Genomic DNA, 17,570 nt, shown 5'->3' with positions numbered 1-17,570 from the left:
CTCCGAGGCTGCCCTGAAGCCGCCCCCGGCGGGCTTCTCAGGGGCGGCCTCCTGATTGGGCGCGGCCGCCAGTGGTTAGGCTCGACAGCGTGAGCAGGCTCCAGGTCGTCAGCGGCAAGGGCGGTACCGGTAAGACGACGGTCGCCGCCGCCCTCGCGCTCGCCCTCGCGACGGAGGGCAAGCGCACCCTTCTCGTCGAGGTCGAAGGCAGACAGGGCATCGCACAGCTCTTCGAGACGGAGGCCCTTCCGTACGAGGAACGCAAGATCGCCGTCGCCCCGGGCGGCGGGGAGGTGTACGCGCTGGCGATCGACGCCGAGCGCGCGCTCCTCGACTACCTCCAGATGTTCTACAAACTGGGCACCGCGGGGCGGGCCCTGAAGAAGCTCGGCGCGATCGATTTCGCGACGACGATAGCGCCGGGCGTACGGGACGTCCTGCTGACCGGCAAGGCCTGCGAGGCGGTCCGGCGGCGCGAGAAGCACGGCGGCCACACCTACGACCACGTGGTCATGGACGCGCCGCCCACCGGCCGCATCACCCGGTTCCTCAACGTCAACGACGAGGTGGCGGGGCTGGCGAGGATCGGCCCGATACACAACCAGGCGCAGGCCGTCATGCGGGTCCTCAAGTCCCCCGAGACGGCGGTGCACCTGGTGACCCTCCTGGAGGAGATGCCGGTCCAGGAGACCGCGGACGGCATCGCGGAGCTCCGCGCGGCCGAACTGCCGGTGGGCCGGATCGTGGTGAACATGGTCCGGCCGCACGTCCTCGACGAGGCGGCGGTACGGGCCGCCTCCGGCGACCACCGGGACGCGATCGCCAGGACACTGGCCTCCGCGGGCGTCGCGGGCGGTACGACGCTCGTCGAGCCGCTCCTCGACCAGGCCTCCGAGCACGCCCGGCGGGTGGAGCTGGAGCGGGCGCAGCGCGCGGTCCTGGACGACATCGGCGTCCCCTCGTGGGAGCTGCCGTTCCTGGGGGACGGGGCGGACATCGCGGGGCTCTACCGGCTGGCGAAGGAACTACGGAAGCAAGGGGTGGGCGCGTGACGGAGAAGTCCCCCGGCCGCGGCACGGCCCCGGCCGGTCGCGACGCGGCCCCTGCCCCGGGCCGGGCCCGTGACGGTCGTGACGCGGCACCCGGCGGTCGTGACGCGGTCCCCGAGGCGCACGGGCTCGACGCCGTTCCCGTCCTGGAGCTCGACCCGCTGCTCGACGACCTCGGCACCCGCATCATCGTCTGCTGCGGCGCGGGCGGGGTCGGCAAGACGACGACGGCGGCGGCGCTCGGCGTGCGGGCGGCTGAGCGCGGCCGCCGGGTCGTCGTCCTCACCATCGACCCGGCCCGCCGCCTCGCCCAGTCGATGGGCATCGACTCCCTCGACAACACCCCGCGCAAGGTCGACGGCATCAAGGGCTCCGACGGCGGCGAACTGCACGCGATGATGCTGGACATGAAGCGGACCTTCGACGAGATCGTCGAGGCGCACGCGGAGCCCGACAGGGCGCGGGCGATCCTGGAGAACCCCTTCTACCAGTCTCTTTCGGCCGGATTCGCCGGTACGCAGGAGTACATGGCGATGGAGAAGCTGGGGCAGCTCAGGGCGCGCGACGAGTGGGACCTGATCGTCGTGGACACCCCGCCGTCCCGCTCCGCGCTGGACTTCCTGGACGCGCCGAAGCGGCTCGGGTCGTTCCTCGACGGGAAGTTCATCAAGCTGCTCATGGCGCCGGCGAAGGTGGGCGGCCGGGCCGGGATGAAGTTCCTGAACGTCGGCATGTCGATGATGACGGGGACCCTCGGCAAGCTGCTGGGGGGTCAGTTCCTCAAGGACGTGCAGACGTTCGTCGCGGCGATGGACACGATGTTCGGCGGTTTCCGGACCCGCGCCGACGCCACGTACAAGCTGCTCCAGGCCCCGGGCACGGCCTTCCTCGTGGTGGCCACGCCGGAGCGGGACGCGCTGCGGGAGGCCGCGTACTTCGTGGAGCGGCTGGCCGCCGAGGAGATGCCGCTGGCGGGTCTCGTCCTCAACCGTGTGCACGGCAGCGCCGCCGCCCGGCTTTCGGCCGAGCGGGCGCGGGCCGCGGCGGAAAATCTTGACGAGCGGCGCATTGTGGATCAGGGGCCCGGGAAGACTGAGCGGAGTGGCTCCCCGGCCACCGAGCACGAGCCCGAGTCGTCAGACCTCGCCACCGCCGCCACCGCAACACCTCCCGCACCTCCCGCACCTCCCGCACCTCCCGCACCTCCCGCACGCCAGGCTGCCCCCACAGCCGACCCGGTCCAGGAATCAGCTGGAGACGACGCAGAGCACACGGAGCGCCCCGAGCACGGAGACGACACAGACGTACGACATCTCACCGCGGGACTTCTGCGCCTGCATGCCGAGCGCATGCGGGTGCTCGCGCGTGAGCAGCGCACGCGGGACCGCTTCACCGCGCTTCACCCCGAGGTGGCGGTGACCGAGGTGGCGGCCCTGCCCGGCGATGTACACGACCTCGCCGGGCTACGGGCCATCGGCGACCGGCTCACGGCCGGGCGGTAACCCTCGTCTTACGGAACCCTGTCGAGGCCGGCCCCGGAGGGGCCCGGCCCGGCGGGGCCCGGTCCACCGGGCCTAGCCGACCGCGGCGTACGCCTCGTACGTCGCGTCGTCCTCGATCGCCACGGGCAGCAGGCCCGCTCCCCGCTCGTACTCCGTGCGCGCGGTCTCAAGCAGCCGGCGCCACGAGGTGACGGTCGGCCTGCGGCGCAGCAGTGCGCGACGCTCGCGCTCCGTCATGCCGCCCCACACACCGAACTCCACGCGGTTGTCGAGGGCGTCGGCGAGGCACTCGGTCCGCACCGGGCATCCGGTGCACACCGCCTTTGCCCTGTTCTGTGCCGCTCCCTGCACGAAAAGTTCATCCGGATCGGTAGTGCGGCAGGCCGCCTGCGCACTCCAGTCAGCTACCCAGCCCATACCGGCGCCGTCCTCTCCCGAATCGAGGCTCCCCCACGGCGGCAGCGGCATATTCACCGCTGCCAGTTGGGACGTTACGGAAGGTGGGCACAGCGCAACACCCCCTTCGGGCCCAATCTTGGATGGCCCGAACGGACTATGCGTGCGCGTCAGATCACCCAGGGGAGTGATCGAAGGACATGCGTGTGATAGCGGACATATCACCTGGATACGCCCTTCTTTGACGGTGCCACTTCGGGCACCGCGTGACGCATGAGCCGGAATCGGACACGAGGTCCCCATGTTTCGGGTTCATGGGAATTCATGCCTGAGTCACACCCGGGTCTTGATGCCAGACCACACTGCTGTGACAGTTGGGAGCAGCTTAGGCCAAGGCATATACGTGTGTCCGGCGAATGAGAACGTAGGCTGCCCCCATGGCAAAACAGCGCTCCGGCGGTGGTCTGACCGGGACCCAGCAGGCCGCCAAGTTCCTCGGTGTCAGTGTGCTCGCGGGAGCCGTGCTGGCGGGCATCGCCCTGCCCGCGGCCGGCGCACTGGGTCTGGCCGCGAAGGGCACGGTCGAGGGGTTCGACGAGATCCCCTCCAACCTGAAGACCCCACCGCTGAGTCAGCGCACCAAGATCCTGGACTCCGAGGGCGGTCTGATCGCCACGGTGTACTCGCGGGACCGGACGGTCGTCCCGCTCGACAAGATCTCCCCGTACATGCAGAAGGCGATCGTCGCGATCGAGGACGGCCGCTTCTACGAGCACGGGGCGATCGACCTCAAGGGCGTGCTGCGCGCGATCAACCGCAACGCGCAGTCGGGCGGGGTCTCGCAGGGCGCGTCGACCCTGACCCAGCAGTACGTGAAGAACGTCTTCGTCGAGGAGGCCGGTGACGACCCCGAGAAGGTCGCGCAGGCCACCCAGCAGACCATCGGCCGGAAGGTCCGCGAGCTGAAGTTCGCGATCCAGGTCGAGGAGGAGCTGGGCAAGAAGAAGATCCTGGAGAACTACCTCAACATCACGTTCTTCGGGCAGCAGGCGTACGGCATCGAGGCCGCCTCCCAGCGGTACTTCTCCAAGCGCGCCGCCGACCTGAGCCTCGGCGAGGCGGCGATGATGGCCGGTCTCGTCCAGTCGCCCAGCCGCTACGACCCGATCAACGACATCCAGGAAGCCACCAAGCGCCGCAACGTGGTCCTCCAGCGGATGGCCGACGTGAAGGACATCAGCCAGGCCGAGGCGGACAAGGCGAAGGCCGCTCCGCTCAAGCTGAAGGTCAAGACCCCGAAGAACGGCTGCATCACCGCCGTCGACGGCGCCGGCTTCTTCTGCGACTACGTCCGCAAGACGATCCTCAGCGACCCGGTCTTCGGCAAGACCGCCGAGGAGCGGACGAAGCTGTGGAACCTGGGCGGTCTCACCGTCAGGACCACGCTCGACCCGCGCGCGCAGGCCGCCGCCAACGAGGCCGCCATCGCGAAGATCAACAAGGACGACCCGGTCGCCGCGTCGGTCGTGCAGGTCCAGCCCGGCACCGGCAAGATCCTCTCGATGGGTCAGTCCCGCCCGTACGGCCTGGACCAGAAGCAGCACCAGACGACGCTGAACCTCGCCGTCGGCAGCAAGATGGGCGGCACCACGTACGGCTTCCAGGTCGGCTCGACCTTCAAGCCGATCACGGCCGCGGCGGCGCTCGAGAAGGGTCTGAGCCCGGCGCAGAGCTTCGACACCCCCTGGAAGATCAACATCCCGGAGGGCGACTTCACCCGCTGCGACGGCAAGCCGGCCGGCTACCAGAACTGGGAGATCGGCAACGAGCTCAAGTCGGAGGAGGGTTCCTTCGACATGACCGGCGCCCTGGGCAAGTCCATCAACACGTACTTCGCCAAGCTGGAGCAGATGGCCGGCCTGTGCGAGACGATCACGATGGCCAAGAACGTCGGGTACGAGCGTGAGCTCGGCAAGAAGGTCAAGGAACTCCCCTCGATCACCCTCGGCGCCCAGGAGAGCACCCCGCTCGACATGGCGACCGTCTACGCGACCTTCGCCAACCGCGGTCTGCACTGCACCCCGATCGCCATCGAGTCCGTCAAGGCCGCCAACGGCGACAAGCTCAACGTGCCGGACACCAAGTGCAGCCGCGCGATGAGCGAGCGCACCGCCGACATGATCAACCAGATGCTGAAGGGCGTCGTCGAGGACGGCACGGGCACCAAGGCCGGCCTCAGCGACCGCGACAACGCGGGCAAGACCGGTACGACCAACGACCGCAAGGACGCGTGGTTCGTCGGCTACACCCCGAACCTCTCCACCGCGGTCTGGGTCGGCGACGACGTCGGCGAGAAGCAGTCGATGTACGACATCACCATCGGCGGCGTGACGTACGACAAGGTCTGTGGCGGCTGCCTCCCCGGCCCCATCTGGAAGATCGCGATGACCGGGGCCCTCAACGCCTCCGAGACGCCGGGCTTCGCCCCCATCTCCGTCCCGCGGGCCCAGAAGCCCAAGGAGAAGGAGGAGGGCGACGAGGGCCCGAACAAGCCGAACAAGCCCCGTAAGCCGGGCGACGGCAAGCCGGGTGACACCAAGCCCCCGACCAACACGTTCCCGACCATCACGATCCCGCCGGACCTGCTGGGCGGCGGACGCGGCGGTCGCGGAAACCGCTGACGTCACACGGGCGACAGCCCGACGTCACCCGGACGGCGGAAGTCACCCGGACGACAGGAAGGGCGCCCCACCTCGGTGGGGCGCCCTTCCTCGTTCCGTCCGTCGCGGCTCTCCGGGGGATCAGCCCGCGAGGAGCTTCTTCACGGAGGCGGCGACGCGGCCGCCGTCGGCCTGGCCGGCCACCTTCGGGTTCACGATCTTCATCACGGCGCCCATGGCACGCGGGCCCTCGGCGCCCGCCGCCTTCGCCTCCGCGACGGCCGCCGCGACGATCCCGTCGATCTCCTCGTCGCTGAGCTGCTTCGGCAGGTACGCGTCGAGGAGCACGCCCTCCGCCTTCTCGCGCTCGGCGGACTCCGTGCGACCGCCCTGGGCGAAGGCCTCCGCTGCCTCGCGGCGCTTCTTCGCCTCCTTGGCGATCACCTTCTGCACCTCGTCGTCGGAGAGTTCGCGCTTGGTCTTGCCCGCGACCTCCTCCTTGGTGATCGCGGTGATGGTCAGCCGCAGAGTCGAGGAGCGCAGTTCGTCGCGCTCCCGGATCGCGGCGTTGAGGTCGGCCTGGAGCTTCGCCTTCAGCGTGGTCATGGGGTCAAGTGTGGCAGGTGTGCCGCCCCACCCGCCCGCGCATTTACGCCCGGAGGGTCTGCGACGATGGGGGGATGCGCGCACGGTACGGCATCCCCCTGAAGATCACTGCAGGCCTCACGGCGACGGCGGCCGCGGGAATCGTCTACGCGGCGGGCTTCGAGGCCCGCTCGTTCCGGCTCCGCCGCGTGACGGTCCCGGTGCTCCCTCCCGGCATGGCCGATCTGCGGGTCCTCCAGGTCTCCGACATCCACATGGTGAGCGGCCAGCGCAAGAAGCGCGCCTGGCTCCAGTCCCTCGCCGGGCTCCGCCCGGACTTCGTCGTCAACACCGGCGACAACCTCTCCGACCCGGATGCGGTGCCCGAGGTCCTCGACGCGCTCGGCCCGCTGATGGAGTTCCCGGGCGTGTACGTCTTCGGCTCCAACGACTACTACGGGCCCCGGCTCCGCAACCCCGCCCGGTACCTCCTCGAGAGGGCGCAGGGCCGGCACGGCCTCAACGGCAACAAGCCGGTCGTCGGCGCCGTCCACAACCCGTGGGAGGACATCAAGGACGGCTTCGACGCGGCGGGCTGGGTGGACCTCACCAACACCCGCGGCCGGCTCAAGCTGCCGCAGGCGGACCTCGCGTTCACCGGCGTCGACGACCCGCACATCAAGCGCGACCGGTACGAGCGGGTGGCCGGCGGCCCCGACGCGTCGGCCGACTTCTCGGTGGGCGTGGTCCACGCCCCGTACCTGCGCGCGCTCGACGCCTTCACGGGCGACGGGTACGAGCTGCTCCTCGCCGGGCACACCCACGGCGGTCAGCTGTGCATCCCGTTCTACGGGGCGCTCGTCACCAACTGCGACCTGGACACCGACCGGGTGAAGGGCCTCTCCACCCACACGGTCGGCGACCGCACGTCCTACCTCCACGTCTCGGCCGGCTGCGGCACCAGCCGCTTCACCCCGGTCCGCTTCGCCTGCCCGCCCGAGGTCACCCTCCTGACGCTGACGGCCCGCTCCTGACCCCTGCGGCGGGCGCGTGTCCTCACCGCACCACGGGTCCCCCGTGCCGGCGTCCGCCGTGCACCCGGGCGCCCCGTCCCGGGCCGGGGCGCCGCCCGCGCCCGGACCGCATCCGACCTGCGCCGCGACCGCCCGAAAACCGGATTTCGCCTCAGCGCGCGCGTGGGCTAAAGTAATCGATGTCGCCGCGACGTGAACAACAGAGCAGCGACATCGGGGTGTAGCGCAGCTTGGCAGCGCGCTTCGTTCGGGACGAAGAGGTCGTGGGTTCAAATCCCGCCACCCCGACAGCCGTAAGACCAGTTCAGGGGCCTGATCCGCGAAAGCGGGTCAGGCCCCTGAGTGGTTTCCGGGGTCTTCGGGAACGCCGGGATTCACCGGGGGTGCCGGTGGATCCCGGTGGGCTGCCGCCCGTGGGGCGGGCGGCGGCCTTCCGTCAGATGACCGGCGGGCGGCCCAGGCGGGTCATGTGGCGGACCGTGGACCAGCGCATGGGCCGGCGGGGGCCGCAGGAGCGGCGGACGCCCTCCGCGAAGCCGGCGAACCAGGACGCCAGGCCCGGCAGGGAGCGGGTGCGGGCCAGCGTGAGGAGGGTCCAGACGCCCAGGTAGACGGGGACGAGCAGGACCGGCAGATTCCGCTTGGCGAGCCAGACGCGGTTGCGGGCGGTCATCCGGTAGTAGACGGCGTGCCGGGCCGGGCTGGTCTTCGGGTGCTGGAGGAGGAGTTTCGGCTCGTAGACGACCTTCCAGCCCGCGTCGAGGGCGCGCCAGGCCATGTCGGTCTCCTCGTGGGTGAAGAAGAAGTCCTCCGGCCAGCCGCCGATCTCGTCGAGCATCGCCATCGACAGACCGTGGCCGCCGCCCAGGAAGGTCGTGACCTCCCCGCCGCGCATCGGGTCCTTCGCCCCGAGGCGCGGGACGTGGCGGCGCTGCGTCTCGCCCGTCTCGTCGGCGATGCGGAACGACACGACGCCCAGGGCGTCGTCCCCCTCGTACAGGTCGGCCAGGCGGCGGAAGACGTCCGTGTCGACGAGCAGGCCGTCGTCGTCGAGGTCCACCAGCACGTCGACGTCGCCGAACGCGCGCAGTGTCTCGATCGCGACGTTCCGGCCCCCGGACACGCCCCGGTTCTCGGGCAGTTCGACCCCGGTCACGCCGTCGGGGAGGTCCGGCAGGGTCCCGGTGCCGTTGCCGACGACCACGATCCGGGTGGCGGCCTCGTCCTGTGCCGCCACGGCGTCGAGCAGTGCCCGCAGCTCGTCGGGGCGCGTGCCCATCGTCAGTACCGCCACACCCACACGAGGTCGCGCCACGACTCTCTCCGTTCCACGGTCACCGGCGTCCGCCGGCACTCATTTCCGGACTCACTCCGGCCCGCGATGCTAACCGGCCTACGCCACCTTCCGTTCACCCGAGCCTCGGCCGTCGTCCATCACCCCGCCCGTATCACCGGGGCGGGGCGACCGGACGTGGGCTTCTTCACGGGGATCGGTGGACGCCGCGGGGGGAGCGCGGCGAACGGCGTCACCCGGCGGCTCTACGCTGGTTCCCTTCCGTCAAGTTGATCGATCGTCGAAGGGGTGGTCTCCAGGTGCTGGTCGCGGACCGATATCGGCTTCATGTGTGTATCGGCCGGGGCGGTATGGGCGAGGTGTGGCAGGCCACCGACGAGGTGCTCGGCCGGGACGTCGCCGTGAAGCTGATGCTGGCGCACGGGACCGACCCCTCCGCCGCCGACCGGTTCCGGCTGGAGGCACAGACCGCCGCCCGGCTCAGCCACCCGCACGTGGTGGGCGTCTTCGACTTCGGCACCTGGGACGGAAAGCTCTTCCTCGTCATGGAGTTGGTGGAGGGCGACAGCCTCGCCGGCAGCCCGTCCGATCCGCTGCTGCTGCCCGCCGAGCGGGTCGCCGTGGTCGCCGCGCACGCCGCCGCAGGGCTCGCCGCCGCGCACCGGCAGGGCGTCGTGCACCGCGACATCAAGCCGGGGAACCTCCTGGTCGACGCCGACGGGACGGTGAAGCTCGCCGACTTCGGCATCGCCCGGTTCGTCGACGACCCCTCGGCGGCGCTCACGACGACGGGCCAGATCGTCGGCACGGGTCTCTACCTCGCCCCCGAGCGCGCCCTCGGGCAGCCCGCCTCGCCCGCCTCCGACGTGTACTCGCTCGGCTGCGTGCTGTACCAACTCCTCACGGGTCGCCCGCCGTTCCGCGCGGACACCGCCACGGCCCTGCTCTACCAGCACATCGACACCGCTCCGGTGCCGCCCGGCCGGCTCGGGGTGGCGCTGCCGCCCGAGTTCGAGACGTACCTGCTGAGCCTGCTGGCCAAGCAGCCGGAGCAGCGGCCGCCGGCCCAGGCCATCGCGGACTGGTTCTCCTCCGGCGCCTGGCGCGCCTACGGCCGGCCCGCCCCGGCGCAGCCCGGGCCGCACGCCCCGCACCACACCGCCGGCCGCCCGGCGGGCGCCGCCACCCGCTCCGCGCCCCTGCCGGGGACGGGACGGATACCGGGGGCCTCCCCGATGCCGGGCGCCGCGCCCATGCCCGCACCGGCCCCGATGCCCGCGCAGGGACACGGCCGCAGATCCGCGCCCGCACAGGCGCACAGACCCTCGTCCGCCGGGGCGCCCGCGTCCCGGCGGCGTGAGCGGCCCGGCAGCACCACCGGCGGGCTCGCGGAACTCTCCCGGCGCCGTCCGCGCAAGACGGCCGCCGTCGCCGGCGCCATCGCCTTCGTGATCTTCATGATCATCGGGATGGCCTGGCTCTCCTGACCGGCGGCTCCGGTACGGCCTACGGCGGCACGACGGCACCCGTCCGCCTCGGGGCGGCGACGGAGCCCCCGGATAGGGCCTCGGCGGCACCACGGGGCCCTGCAGGCGGCCGCGGTGGCACCCAGGCCTCCTCTGTACGCGCGGTGGCACCAGGGCCTCTCAGTAGGGCCTGGGCGGCACCAGGGGGACCTCAGTACGGCCGCGGCTCCATCACCTGCGGTTCCCCGTCCGCCGTCGCGAGCAGCAGGCAGCGCGGTTCGCCCGGCCCCGTGGAGGCCCGTACCGTCACCGTCGTCGGCGGGTCGGTCGGCAGCTCGACCGGGACCGTGACCTGCTCGTCGTCCTTGATCGGGGCATGGCCGGTCTCCTTGCCGTCGACGAGGATCTCGACGACGGACCTGTGCCCGGTCTGGACGGTCGCGGAGACCGAGTGCCCGAGGTGGTCGATGTGGAAGTGGTGCCGTCGGCTCATGGGTGACCTCCGTACCTCCAGAGTAGGTACGGACCCCCGATCCCGCCGCTCCCGCGGTGCCCGCCGCGGATCACGGCCGGAGTGCGGCCCCGCCGGCCCGGTGGTCAGATGGACCGGTACGCCGATCAGCGCGCCCCCGCGGAACGGAGCACCCCGAATGACCGAGCGCCGGCCTCAGCGGCTCGCCCACACGAGTGCCCCGAGCAGGATCAGGGTCGCCAGGATCCCGAGGTTGACCACCTTGTACTGGAGGAAGACCGCGGCGAACTCACGCATGGTCGCCGACGGCCAGAAGTAGGCGGCGGTCGGCGAGCCCACCACCTGGCCGTCCAGGCCCGCGCGGCGGGCCAGGATGGCGGCCCGGAAGGCGTGGAAGTTGTTGGTGACGATCACGCACGAGGAACCGGGCCGGTCACGCTCCATCAGCTCCTTGCTGAAGATCATGTTCTCCTCGGTGGTGCGCGAGCGGTCCTCGCGCACCAGCGCGCCCGGCGGGAAGCCGCGCTCGACGAGGTAGTCGGCCATCGCGTGGGACTCGGGGACCTCCTCGTCGGGTCCCTGGCCGCCCGAGAGGAGGAGGACGGGGGCGTCGCCGGCGCGCCGCTCGTGCGCCGCCAGCCGCTCGTGCACCTCGCGCCCCCGGTCCAGGCGGCTCGCGAGCAGCGGCGGCACCCGGCGGCCGCCGATCAGGCCGGAGCCGAGCACGACGACGTAATCGGCTTCGCGGCGGATCCTCATCCGGCCGTACAGGAACGCGTAGCCGACGAAGCAGACGAAGAGGAAGGAGACGTAGCCGAGGACGAGGAGGAGGGTGACGACGAGTACCCGCAGGGCCCACGAGTCGGTGGCGGCGGCCGTCACCGCGAGGACCATCACGCCGAACATGCCGAGTCCGGCGAGCAGCGAGAGCAGGTTGGACGGGCTTCTGCCCTCCTTGCGGACCATCTTCACGCCGTTCGCGGTGAGCAGCCCCGCGAGGACGACCGGGCCGAGGCCGAGCACCAGCAGCCCGCAGATCATCACCGTCTCGGCGACGCCGGGCGGAGCGTCCTCGATCCCGGCGAGCAGCCCGATCCCGAAGAAGGTGACGGCGAGACCCAGGAGTACGGCGTTGCCGAAGCGGCGCCGGTCCCGTCGTACGCCGAGCGCGAAGAGGAGCAGGAAGACCGCGGCGACGGCGAAGGCGTACGACATGACGGCATCGTAGGCAGACCTCAGGCCTCCCCCGCCAGGGCGAACAGGCCGCGTCGCGCGCCCTCTTCGTAGGCGTACCGGAGTTCCCGGCCGCCGAGCAGCAGCCGGAGCGCCCGCTCGCTCCGGGCCCGGGTCACCACGCAGAACTCCGCGGGCCGGTACGAGGTGTCGAAGGCCGAGTTCCGTAACAGGTCCACCGCGCCCAGCAGATGGGCCGCCGCGTCCCGGCTGCCTGCCGACACCCGGATCTGGGCGAGGAGTTCCGCCGCACCGGCCGCACCCGCCGCCGACCCCATGCGCAGATGCTCCCGGAGCGCCCACCGGGCGTGGTCGGCTGCCCGCTCCAGATCCCCGTCCCACGCCGCGAGCTCGGCACGGGCGATGTACGACCAGGCCTCTGCGTGCATGTCACGGCCCAGCCACGACCACCGGCTCTCGCGGTCCAGGTCGGCCTGGTCGAGGGCCTCCTGCGCGGCCTCCGGGTCCGTACGGCACAGGGCGAGCGCGATGCCCGCCCAGCACGCGTGCCGGGTCGGGCCGAACTCCGGGTACTCCCCCATCAGCGCGAGGGCCTCCCGGAACTCGTCCGCCGACGCGCGCGTGCGCCCCTGGTAGAGCGCGGTCGAGCCCCGCAGGTGGGCGAGGAGCCCGAGGGCTCCGTCGTCCCCGTCCCGTACGGCCGCGGCCCAGGCGCGGACGAGAAGCGGATCGGCCTCCTCCGGGCGGCCCGACTCAAGCTCCAGGAACGCGGCGAGCCACAGGGCGCGGGCCGTCGGCTCCCCGTCGAGCAGGGCGAGGGCGTGCCGCAGCCGGGTCCGGCCCTCGGCGACCCGCCCGCAGACCACCCACAGGAACCAGAGCGAGACGGCGACCTCGACGGCGGTGCCCGCCTCGTCGTCCGCGGAGTGCGGCGCGGTCGTCGGATCCATGGCGGCCGCCAGGTCCGGGAGTTCGCGCAGGGCGAGGTCGCGGGCGTCGAGCTGCCGACCGCTCTGCCACCAGTCGGCGGCCCGCCGGGCGAGCTTCACGCACCAGCGCCGGTGCCGCAGGACGAGGTCCGGGCGGTCACCGCGTTCGGTGAGCCGGCGGGCGCCCACGGCCCGCATCGGGTGCGGCATCCAGTAGCGGGGGACGTCGTCCTCGCCGGCGAACAGGTCGTCGACGGGGAGGAGGGCGAGCGGCACGAGCCGGTCGAGAACGGCGAGGATCGTCCCCGGGGGCAGCGTCCACGACACGCACACCTCGTGGACGGCGTCCCGTCCGAAGGTCCCCTCGAAGACGGACAGCCGCTCCCACAGCAGCCGTTCGGCGGGACCGCAGCGGGCGTATCCGCGCTCGGCGGCGGCGAGCTGGTCGGCGCTCACCGGTTCGCCCCACAGCAGCAGCTCCTCGGCCGCAGGACCGCCCCACGGCAGGCCCCCGGCCGCAGGACCGCCCCACGGCAGCTCCTCGCCCACCGGACCGCCCCACGGAGGCCGTTCCTCGCCCACCGGACCGCCCCGGAACGTCCGCTCCGCGCCCTCGGGTGGATCCTCGAACCCCATGCGCATCGCCCCCGTCCTCTCACCGTGTATGACTTGTGCCCGAGTCCATGGCGAACGACCGCCGTTGCGGCTTGAATGCAAACGCCTCGGTTCACCATCCTGGGGCGCCTCGGAACCCACACCCACGGTTTGCCGGGGATCGACCAGGGAGGGAAATGACGACCGGGGAATCCGTCCTGGGAGAGGCGGATCTTTCGCTGATCCACGCACTGCAGATGGCCCCGCGCGCCAGCTGGACCCAGCTCTCGGCCGTACTGGGGGCTAGTCCGGACACCCTCGCCCGGCGCTGGGAGCACCTCACGGCAGGTGGGTACGCCTGGAGTTCGCTGCTCGCCGCCCGCCACGGCTCGGACGAGATGCTCTACGCCTGGGTCGAGCTGGAGTGCGCCGCCGGCACCTCCGAGACCGTCGCGATCGAGGTCTCGGGCGATCACCACACCCTCGGCGTCCACCAGGTGACCGGGGACGCCGACCTCGTCCTGCTCGTGATCAGCCCCGACCTGTACGCCCTCGACGGCTATCTCGCCGGCCGCGTGCGGCGGCTGCCCGGGGTCCTCCGGTGCCGCACGCAGGTCGTCACCCGGATGCACAACCGCCCGTACAGGTCCCGGATCGAGCAGCTCACCCCCGGTCAGGTACAGCTCCTCACGGAGCTCACGGCCGGGGACCGACGGCCCCGCCCGCACGCGCGCCCCTGCCCGAACCTCACGGAACTCGACCACCGGCTGATCGCGGAACTCGCGGGGGACGCCCGCCGCAGCGCCGCCGAGCTGGCCCGGCAGTGCGGTACGAGCGAGTCGACGGTGCGGCGGAGGCTGGACGCCCTGGCCGCGGGCGGCGCCCTCCACCACCACTGCCTGCCGGCCCCGAGGTTCTCCGGACGTCCGATGTGGGCGATGATCACCACCGACGTACCGCCCCTGGAGGTGCCGGCGACCGTGGCGGCGCTCGCCCGGCTGCCCCAGACCCGGCTGGTCACCTCCGTCACCGGCCCGCACAACCTGGCCGTCGCGATGTGGCTCCGCACGGTCGACGAACTGCACGAGGTCATGTCCGCGTTCGTGCGGGCCGCCCCGGCGCTGCGGATAGCGGGCACGGCGCTCGCGCTGCGCACCCACAAGATCGGGGCGCAGGTCCTCGGCCCCGACGGTCGGCGGCTGCACCACATCCGCCCCGGCACCCCCTGACACGCCCGTCCGGACGTGGTCTGATGGCGGGCATGGAGTTCGCCGTGTTCGTGACGCTGCCCGGTCTGGTCATCCTGCTGACCGCGATCGCGTTCGCCGACCAGATCCTGCGCATGACCGGCCGCGGGAAGCGCCGCGGGCAGATCTCGTCGACGGGCTTCGAGCAGCTCCACGCCACCTTCTCGCAGGGCAAGCAGAACGAGCTCAAGGAGCGTCAGAGCGCCCTGGTGCTGCGCGACGACGAGGAGGACGGCGCCCCGCCGCACCACTCGACGGTGGACCTCACGGGCGGGCGCGCGGTCATCCGGCTTCCGTGAGCCGCCGGCGCGGGCGCGCGGTCATCCAGCTTCCGTGAGCCGCCGGGCTCTCGCTCAGGCGGCCGGGCGGGTCGCCTTGACCGAGTACATCATCGGGATGCGGGGCCGGTCCGCCGGGAAGCGGTAGTAGCCGTCCTCGTGCCGCTGGAGAGCGCCGTAGCGCGGGTACAGCGAGGCGTCGTGCTCGTGCAGGAACTCGATCCTCAGGCCGGCCCTGGCGAGGGCGGTGACGACCTCGCCGACCGGGTGCACCCATTCCACGCTGCGGTTGTGGACGGTGGCGGCGTCGAGCTCGGCGTACGTGCCCGGGCTGGTGTCCACCCAGGGGTCGCGGACGAAGTAGTCGTTCACGATCCGGCTGCCGGTCTCGTCGTCGAGCGAGTCGGTGAGCGGATGGAACTCGGCGACGTAGAGGAAGCCGCCGGGGGCGACCAGCGAGGCGGCGGTCTCCGCCCAGCGCTCGATGTCGGGCAGCCAGTTCAGCGCGCCGCAGCCCGTGTAGACGATGTCGTACCCGCTGTCCGGGACGGCTTCCGCGGCGTCGTACACATCGGCCGCGACGAAGGCCGCCCGGTCCTGCGTGAGGCCCAGGTCCGCGGCGAGCGAGCGGGCGGTCTCGACGGCCGGCTCGGAGAAGTCCAGGCCGACGACGTGCGAGGCGCCGTGGCGGGCCCAGGAGAGGGTGTCGAGGCCGATGTGGCACTGCAGGTGCAGCAGGGAACGTCCGGTGACGTCGCCGACCTCCGCGAGCTCGAAGTCCCGCAGGGCGTCCTTGCCCGCGCGGAAGGCGTCGAGGGCGTAGAAGTCGCTCGCGGCGTGGATCGGGACGCGCTCGTCCCAGCGGGCGCGGTTGACCTCGTGCCAGTCTTCGGGCGTCGGCGAGTACATGTCGGCGAGGTTATCCACAGGTTGAGGGTGACGCGACCCGATTGTCCGCCGCGCGGAGCATCATGGGTGCCATGACTGAGAGCAAGAACTCCGAGCTCGAGGGCGAGCTCACCGACCAGGCCCCCGCGTGGCAGCGGCGCTTCCGCGCGCCGCGCGTCTCCCTTCCCGAGTGGGCGGAGGAGGCCCCGGACCGCTCGCTCTTCGTGTCGAACGCGACGGGGACGTACGAGCTGTACGCCTGGGACCGGGCGAGCGGGGAGCAGCGTCAGGTCACGGACCGGCCGAACGGCACGACGGACGGCACCCTGTCGCCGGACGGCGCCTGGATCTGGTGGTTCGCGGACACCGACGGGGACGAGTTCGGGGTGTGGATGCGCCAGCCGTTCGCCGGCGGCGCGGACGAGCCGGCCGTGCCGGGCCTCGACGCCTCCTACCCGGCGGGGCTCGCCATCGGCAGGGACGGCACGCTCCTGGTGGGCCGCTCCACGGACGAGGACGGCTCGACGGTCCATCTCGTACGCCCCGGGGCGGGCGCGCCGGTCGAGATCTACCGGCACCGGGAGTCGGCCGGGGTCGGCGACCTGTCGTACGACGGCTCGCTGATCGCCATCGAGCACACCGAGCACGGGGACGCGATGCACTCGGCGCTGCGGGTGCTGCGCTCCTCGGACGCGAGCGTGCTCGCCGAGCTCGACGACACGAAGGGCGGCACGGAGGAGCTGGGGCTCGCGGTGCTCGGGTTCGCGCCCGTGGAGGGTGACGGCCGGCTGCTCGTCGGGCACCAGCGGCGCGGCCGCTGGGAGCCGATGATCTGGGACGTGGCGGCGGGCACGGAGACCGATCTCCGGCTCGACCTGCCGGGCGACGTGTCGGCCGAGTGGTACCCGGACGGCTCGGGCCTGCTGATCGTGCACAGCTTCGAGGCCCGCAGCGAGCTGTGGCGGTACGAGATCGCCACCGGCGCCCTGGTCCGGATCGACACCCCGGCCGGTTCGGTGTCGAGCGCGACCGCCCGGCCGGACGGCAGCGTCGAGTACCTGTGGTCCTCGGCCGCCGAGCCGCCGGTGGTGCGGTCCACGGACGGCGTCGTCGTCCTCGACCCGCCCGGCCCCAAGGCCCCGCCGTCGGTGCCGGTGGAGGACGTGTGGGTGGAGGGCCCGGGCGGCCGGGTCCACGCGCTCGTGCAGCGGCCGGCGGGCGAGGGGCCGTTCCCCACGGTCTTCGAGGTGCACGGAGGCCCCACCTGGCACGACAGCGACGCCTTCGCGTCGGGCCCGGCGGCCTGGGTGGACCACGGGTACGCGGTGGTGCGGGTCAACTACCGGGGCTCCACGGGGTACGGACGGGAGTGGACGGACGCGCTCAAGCACCGGGTCGGTCTGATCGAGCTGGAGGACATCGACGCGGTCCGCGCCTGGGCGGTGGCGAGCGGCCTCGCCGACCCGTCGCGGCTCGTGCTGTCCGGCGGCTCCTGGGGCGGCTATCTGACGCTCCTCGGCATCGGTACGCAGCCGGACGCCTGGGCGGTCGGGCTCGCCGCGGTCCCCGTCGCGGACTACGTCGCGGCGTACGAGGACGAGATGGAGGCCCTCAAGGCCCTGGACCGGACGCTGCTCGGCGGTTCCCCCGAGGAGGTGCCCGAGCGGTACGCGGCCTCGTCGCCGCTGACGTACGTGGACGCGGTGAGGGCCCCGGTGCACATCTCGGCCGGCGTCAACGACCCGCGTTGCCCGATCCGCCAGATCGACAACTACGTCGACCGGCTCAAGGGCCGGGGCGCGGTCCACGAGGTGTACCGCTACGACGCGGGCCACGGCTCACTGGTGGTGGAGGAGCGGATCAAGCAGGTCGGCCTGGACCTGGCGTTCGCCGCCAAGCATCTGGGGGGTGGTCCGGTGCGGAGCTGACCTCGGCCGGGGACCCGGCCGACGGGGGGCCGGGGCGGCTTGCGTACCGTGGGG

The 17,570-nt window shown here is 72.2% G+C and carries 15 protein-coding genes and 1 tRNA gene; 9 read left to right on the top strand and 7 right to left on the bottom strand.

Annotated features, from left to right (window positions below):
• The first annotated feature begins 89 nt into the window (after window positions 1-89).
• Together bagA and bagB are read left to right on the top strand one after the other, a co-directional pair.
• The gene (gene bagA, locus ACZ4XX_RS03070; RefSeq protein ID WP_468506250.1) at window positions 90-1,052 is read left to right on the top strand and encodes an ATPase BagA; all 963 of its coding nucleotides are present in this window, start codon (window positions 90-92) and stop codon (window positions 1,050-1,052) included.
• The gene (bagB, locus tag ACZ4XX_RS03065; protein ID WP_468506249.1) at window positions 1,049-2,551 is read left to right on the top strand and encodes an ATPase BagB; all 1,503 of its coding nucleotides are present in this window, start codon (window positions 1,049-1,051) and stop codon (window positions 2,549-2,551) included. The genes bagA and bagB overlap by 4 nt, the downstream gene beginning before the upstream one ends.
• Before the next feature lie 72 nt (window positions 2,552-2,623).
• Here bagB and ACZ4XX_RS03060 read toward each other — a convergent pair whose 3' ends face one another.
• A complete protein-coding gene (locus tag ACZ4XX_RS03060; RefSeq protein WP_015034550.1) occupies window positions 2,624-2,968 on the bottom strand; it encodes a WhiB family transcriptional regulator in 345 nt (114 codons plus the stop codon).
• 416 nt (window positions 2,969-3,384) lie between these two features.
• On the opposite strand from ACZ4XX_RS03060, the gene ACZ4XX_RS03055 reads away from it, so the two are divergent.
• On the top strand, window positions 3,385-5,628 hold the full coding sequence (locus ACZ4XX_RS03055; protein ID WP_468506248.1) for a transglycosylase domain-containing protein: 2,244 nt from the start codon (window positions 3,385-3,387) through the stop codon (window positions 5,626-5,628).
• A 120-nt stretch (window positions 5,629-5,748) separates the two neighbouring features.
• On the opposite strand, the gene ACZ4XX_RS03050 is transcribed toward ACZ4XX_RS03055, so the two are convergent.
• Window positions 5,749-6,213, bottom strand: coding sequence for a GatB/YqeY domain-containing protein (locus tag ACZ4XX_RS03050; protein ID WP_468506247.1), 465 nt, complete (start codon window positions 6,211-6,213; stop codon window positions 5,749-5,751).
• A 74-nt stretch (window positions 6,214-6,287) separates the two neighbouring features.
• On the opposite strand from ACZ4XX_RS03050, the gene ACZ4XX_RS03045 reads away from it, so the two are divergent.
• Both ACZ4XX_RS03045 and ACZ4XX_RS03040 read left to right on the top strand, forming a co-directional pair.
• Entirely contained in the window at window positions 6,288-7,226 is a 939-nt protein-coding gene (locus ACZ4XX_RS03045) for a metallophosphoesterase (protein WP_468506246.1), read from the top strand.
• A gap of 214 nt (window positions 7,227-7,440) precedes the next feature.
• Window positions 7,441-7,514, top strand: a tRNA-Pro gene (locus ACZ4XX_RS03040).
• 148 nt (window positions 7,515-7,662) lie between these two features.
• Here ACZ4XX_RS03040 and ACZ4XX_RS03035 read toward each other — a convergent pair.
• Window positions 7,663-8,541 (bottom strand): glycosyltransferase family 2 protein, encoded by an 879-nt coding sequence (locus ACZ4XX_RS03035; RefSeq protein WP_468506245.1) that lies wholly within the window; start codon window positions 8,539-8,541, stop codon window positions 7,663-7,665.
• Between the two features lie 278 nt (window positions 8,542-8,819).
• Here ACZ4XX_RS03035 and ACZ4XX_RS03030 point away from each other — a divergent pair, with 278 nt between their 5' ends.
• The gene (locus ACZ4XX_RS03030) at window positions 8,820-10,007 is read left to right on the top strand and encodes a serine/threonine-protein kinase (RefSeq protein WP_468506244.1); all 1,188 of its coding nucleotides are present in this window, start codon (window positions 8,820-8,822) and stop codon (window positions 10,005-10,007) included.
• Window positions 10,008-10,197: 190 nt separating this feature from the next.
• Here ACZ4XX_RS03030 and ACZ4XX_RS03025 read toward each other — a convergent pair whose 3' ends face one another.
• The 3 genes from ACZ4XX_RS03025 to ACZ4XX_RS03015 all read right to left on the bottom strand — a co-directional run bounded on the left by ACZ4XX_RS03025 (window position 10,198) and on the right by ACZ4XX_RS03015 (window position 13,223).
• Complete coding sequence (locus ACZ4XX_RS03025; RefSeq protein ID WP_468506243.1) at window positions 10,198-10,479, bottom strand: hypothetical protein; 282 nt, start codon at window positions 10,477-10,479, stop codon at window positions 10,198-10,200.
• A 174-nt stretch (window positions 10,480-10,653) separates the two neighbouring features.
• Entirely contained in the window at window positions 10,654-11,673 is a 1,020-nt protein-coding gene (locus ACZ4XX_RS03020; RefSeq protein WP_468506242.1) for a YdcF family protein, read from the bottom strand.
• Window positions 11,674-11,693: 20 nt separating this feature from the next.
• Window positions 11,694-13,223 (bottom strand): tetratricopeptide repeat protein, encoded by a 1,530-nt coding sequence (locus tag ACZ4XX_RS03015; protein ID WP_468506241.1) that lies wholly within the window; start codon window positions 13,221-13,223, stop codon window positions 11,694-11,696.
• A 149-nt stretch (window positions 13,224-13,372) separates the two neighbouring features.
• Here ACZ4XX_RS03015 and ACZ4XX_RS03010 point away from each other — a divergent pair, with 149 nt between their 5' ends.
• On the top strand, window positions 13,373-14,404 hold the full coding sequence (locus tag ACZ4XX_RS03010) for an Lrp/AsnC family transcriptional regulator (RefSeq protein WP_468506240.1): 1,032 nt from the start codon (window positions 13,373-13,375) through the stop codon (window positions 14,402-14,404).
• Window positions 14,405-14,436: 32 nt separating this feature from the next.
• On the top strand, window positions 14,437-14,721 hold the full coding sequence (locus tag ACZ4XX_RS03005; RefSeq protein WP_468506239.1) for a DUF6191 domain-containing protein: 285 nt from the start codon (window positions 14,437-14,439) through the stop codon (window positions 14,719-14,721).
• A gap of 54 nt (window positions 14,722-14,775) precedes the next feature.
• Here ACZ4XX_RS03005 and ACZ4XX_RS03000 read toward each other — a convergent pair whose 3' ends face one another.
• Entirely contained in the window at window positions 14,776-15,609 is an 834-nt protein-coding gene (locus ACZ4XX_RS03000) for a class I SAM-dependent methyltransferase (RefSeq protein WP_468506238.1), read from the bottom strand.
• Between the two features lie 62 nt (window positions 15,610-15,671).
• On the opposite strand from ACZ4XX_RS03000, the gene ACZ4XX_RS02995 reads away from it, so the two are divergent.
• Window positions 15,672-17,516 (top strand): S9 family peptidase, encoded by a 1,845-nt coding sequence (locus ACZ4XX_RS02995; RefSeq protein WP_468506237.1) that lies wholly within the window; start codon window positions 15,672-15,674, stop codon window positions 17,514-17,516.
• Window positions 17,517-17,570 lie beyond the last annotated feature (54 nt).

Source organism: Streptomyces sp. NPDC029956, from assembly GCF_055574655.1.
Note: the sequence above shows the minus strand (reverse complement) of the source record. Positions and strands in the feature narration are given on the sequence as shown.

Coding starts and splice junctions, on each gene's coding strand:
- ACZ4XX_RS03015 (WP_468506241.1), bottom strand. CDS start 13,223: ATGCGCATGGGGTTCGAGGATCCACCCGAGGGCGCGGAGCGGACGTTC.
- ACZ4XX_RS03010 (WP_468506240.1), top strand. CDS start 13,373: ATGACGACCGGGGAATCCGTCCTGGGAGAGGCGGATCTTTCGCTGATC.
- ACZ4XX_RS03060 (WP_015034550.1), bottom strand. CDS start 2,968: ATGGGCTGGGTAGCTGACTGGAGTGCGCAGGCGGCCTGCCGCACTACC.
- ACZ4XX_RS03025 (WP_468506243.1), bottom strand. CDS start 10,479: ATGAGCCGACGGCACCACTTCCACATCGACCACCTCGGGCACTCGGTC.
- ACZ4XX_RS03055 (WP_468506248.1), top strand. CDS start 3,385: ATGGCAAAACAGCGCTCCGGCGGTGGTCTGACCGGGACCCAGCAGGCC.
- ACZ4XX_RS03000 (WP_468506238.1), bottom strand. CDS start 15,609: ATGTACTCGCCGACGCCCGAAGACTGGCACGAGGTCAACCGCGCCCGC.
- ACZ4XX_RS02995 (WP_468506237.1), top strand. CDS start 15,672: ATGGGTGCCATGACTGAGAGCAAGAACTCCGAGCTCGAGGGCGAGCTC.
- ACZ4XX_RS03050 (WP_468506247.1), bottom strand. CDS start 6,213: ATGACCACGCTGAAGGCGAAGCTCCAGGCCGACCTCAACGCCGCGATC.
- ACZ4XX_RS03005 (WP_468506239.1), top strand. CDS start 14,437: ATGGAGTTCGCCGTGTTCGTGACGCTGCCCGGTCTGGTCATCCTGCTG.
- ACZ4XX_RS03045 (WP_468506246.1), top strand. CDS start 6,288: ATGCGCGCACGGTACGGCATCCCCCTGAAGATCACTGCAGGCCTCACG.
- ACZ4XX_RS03020 (WP_468506242.1), bottom strand. CDS start 11,673: ATGTCGTACGCCTTCGCCGTCGCCGCGGTCTTCCTGCTCCTCTTCGCG.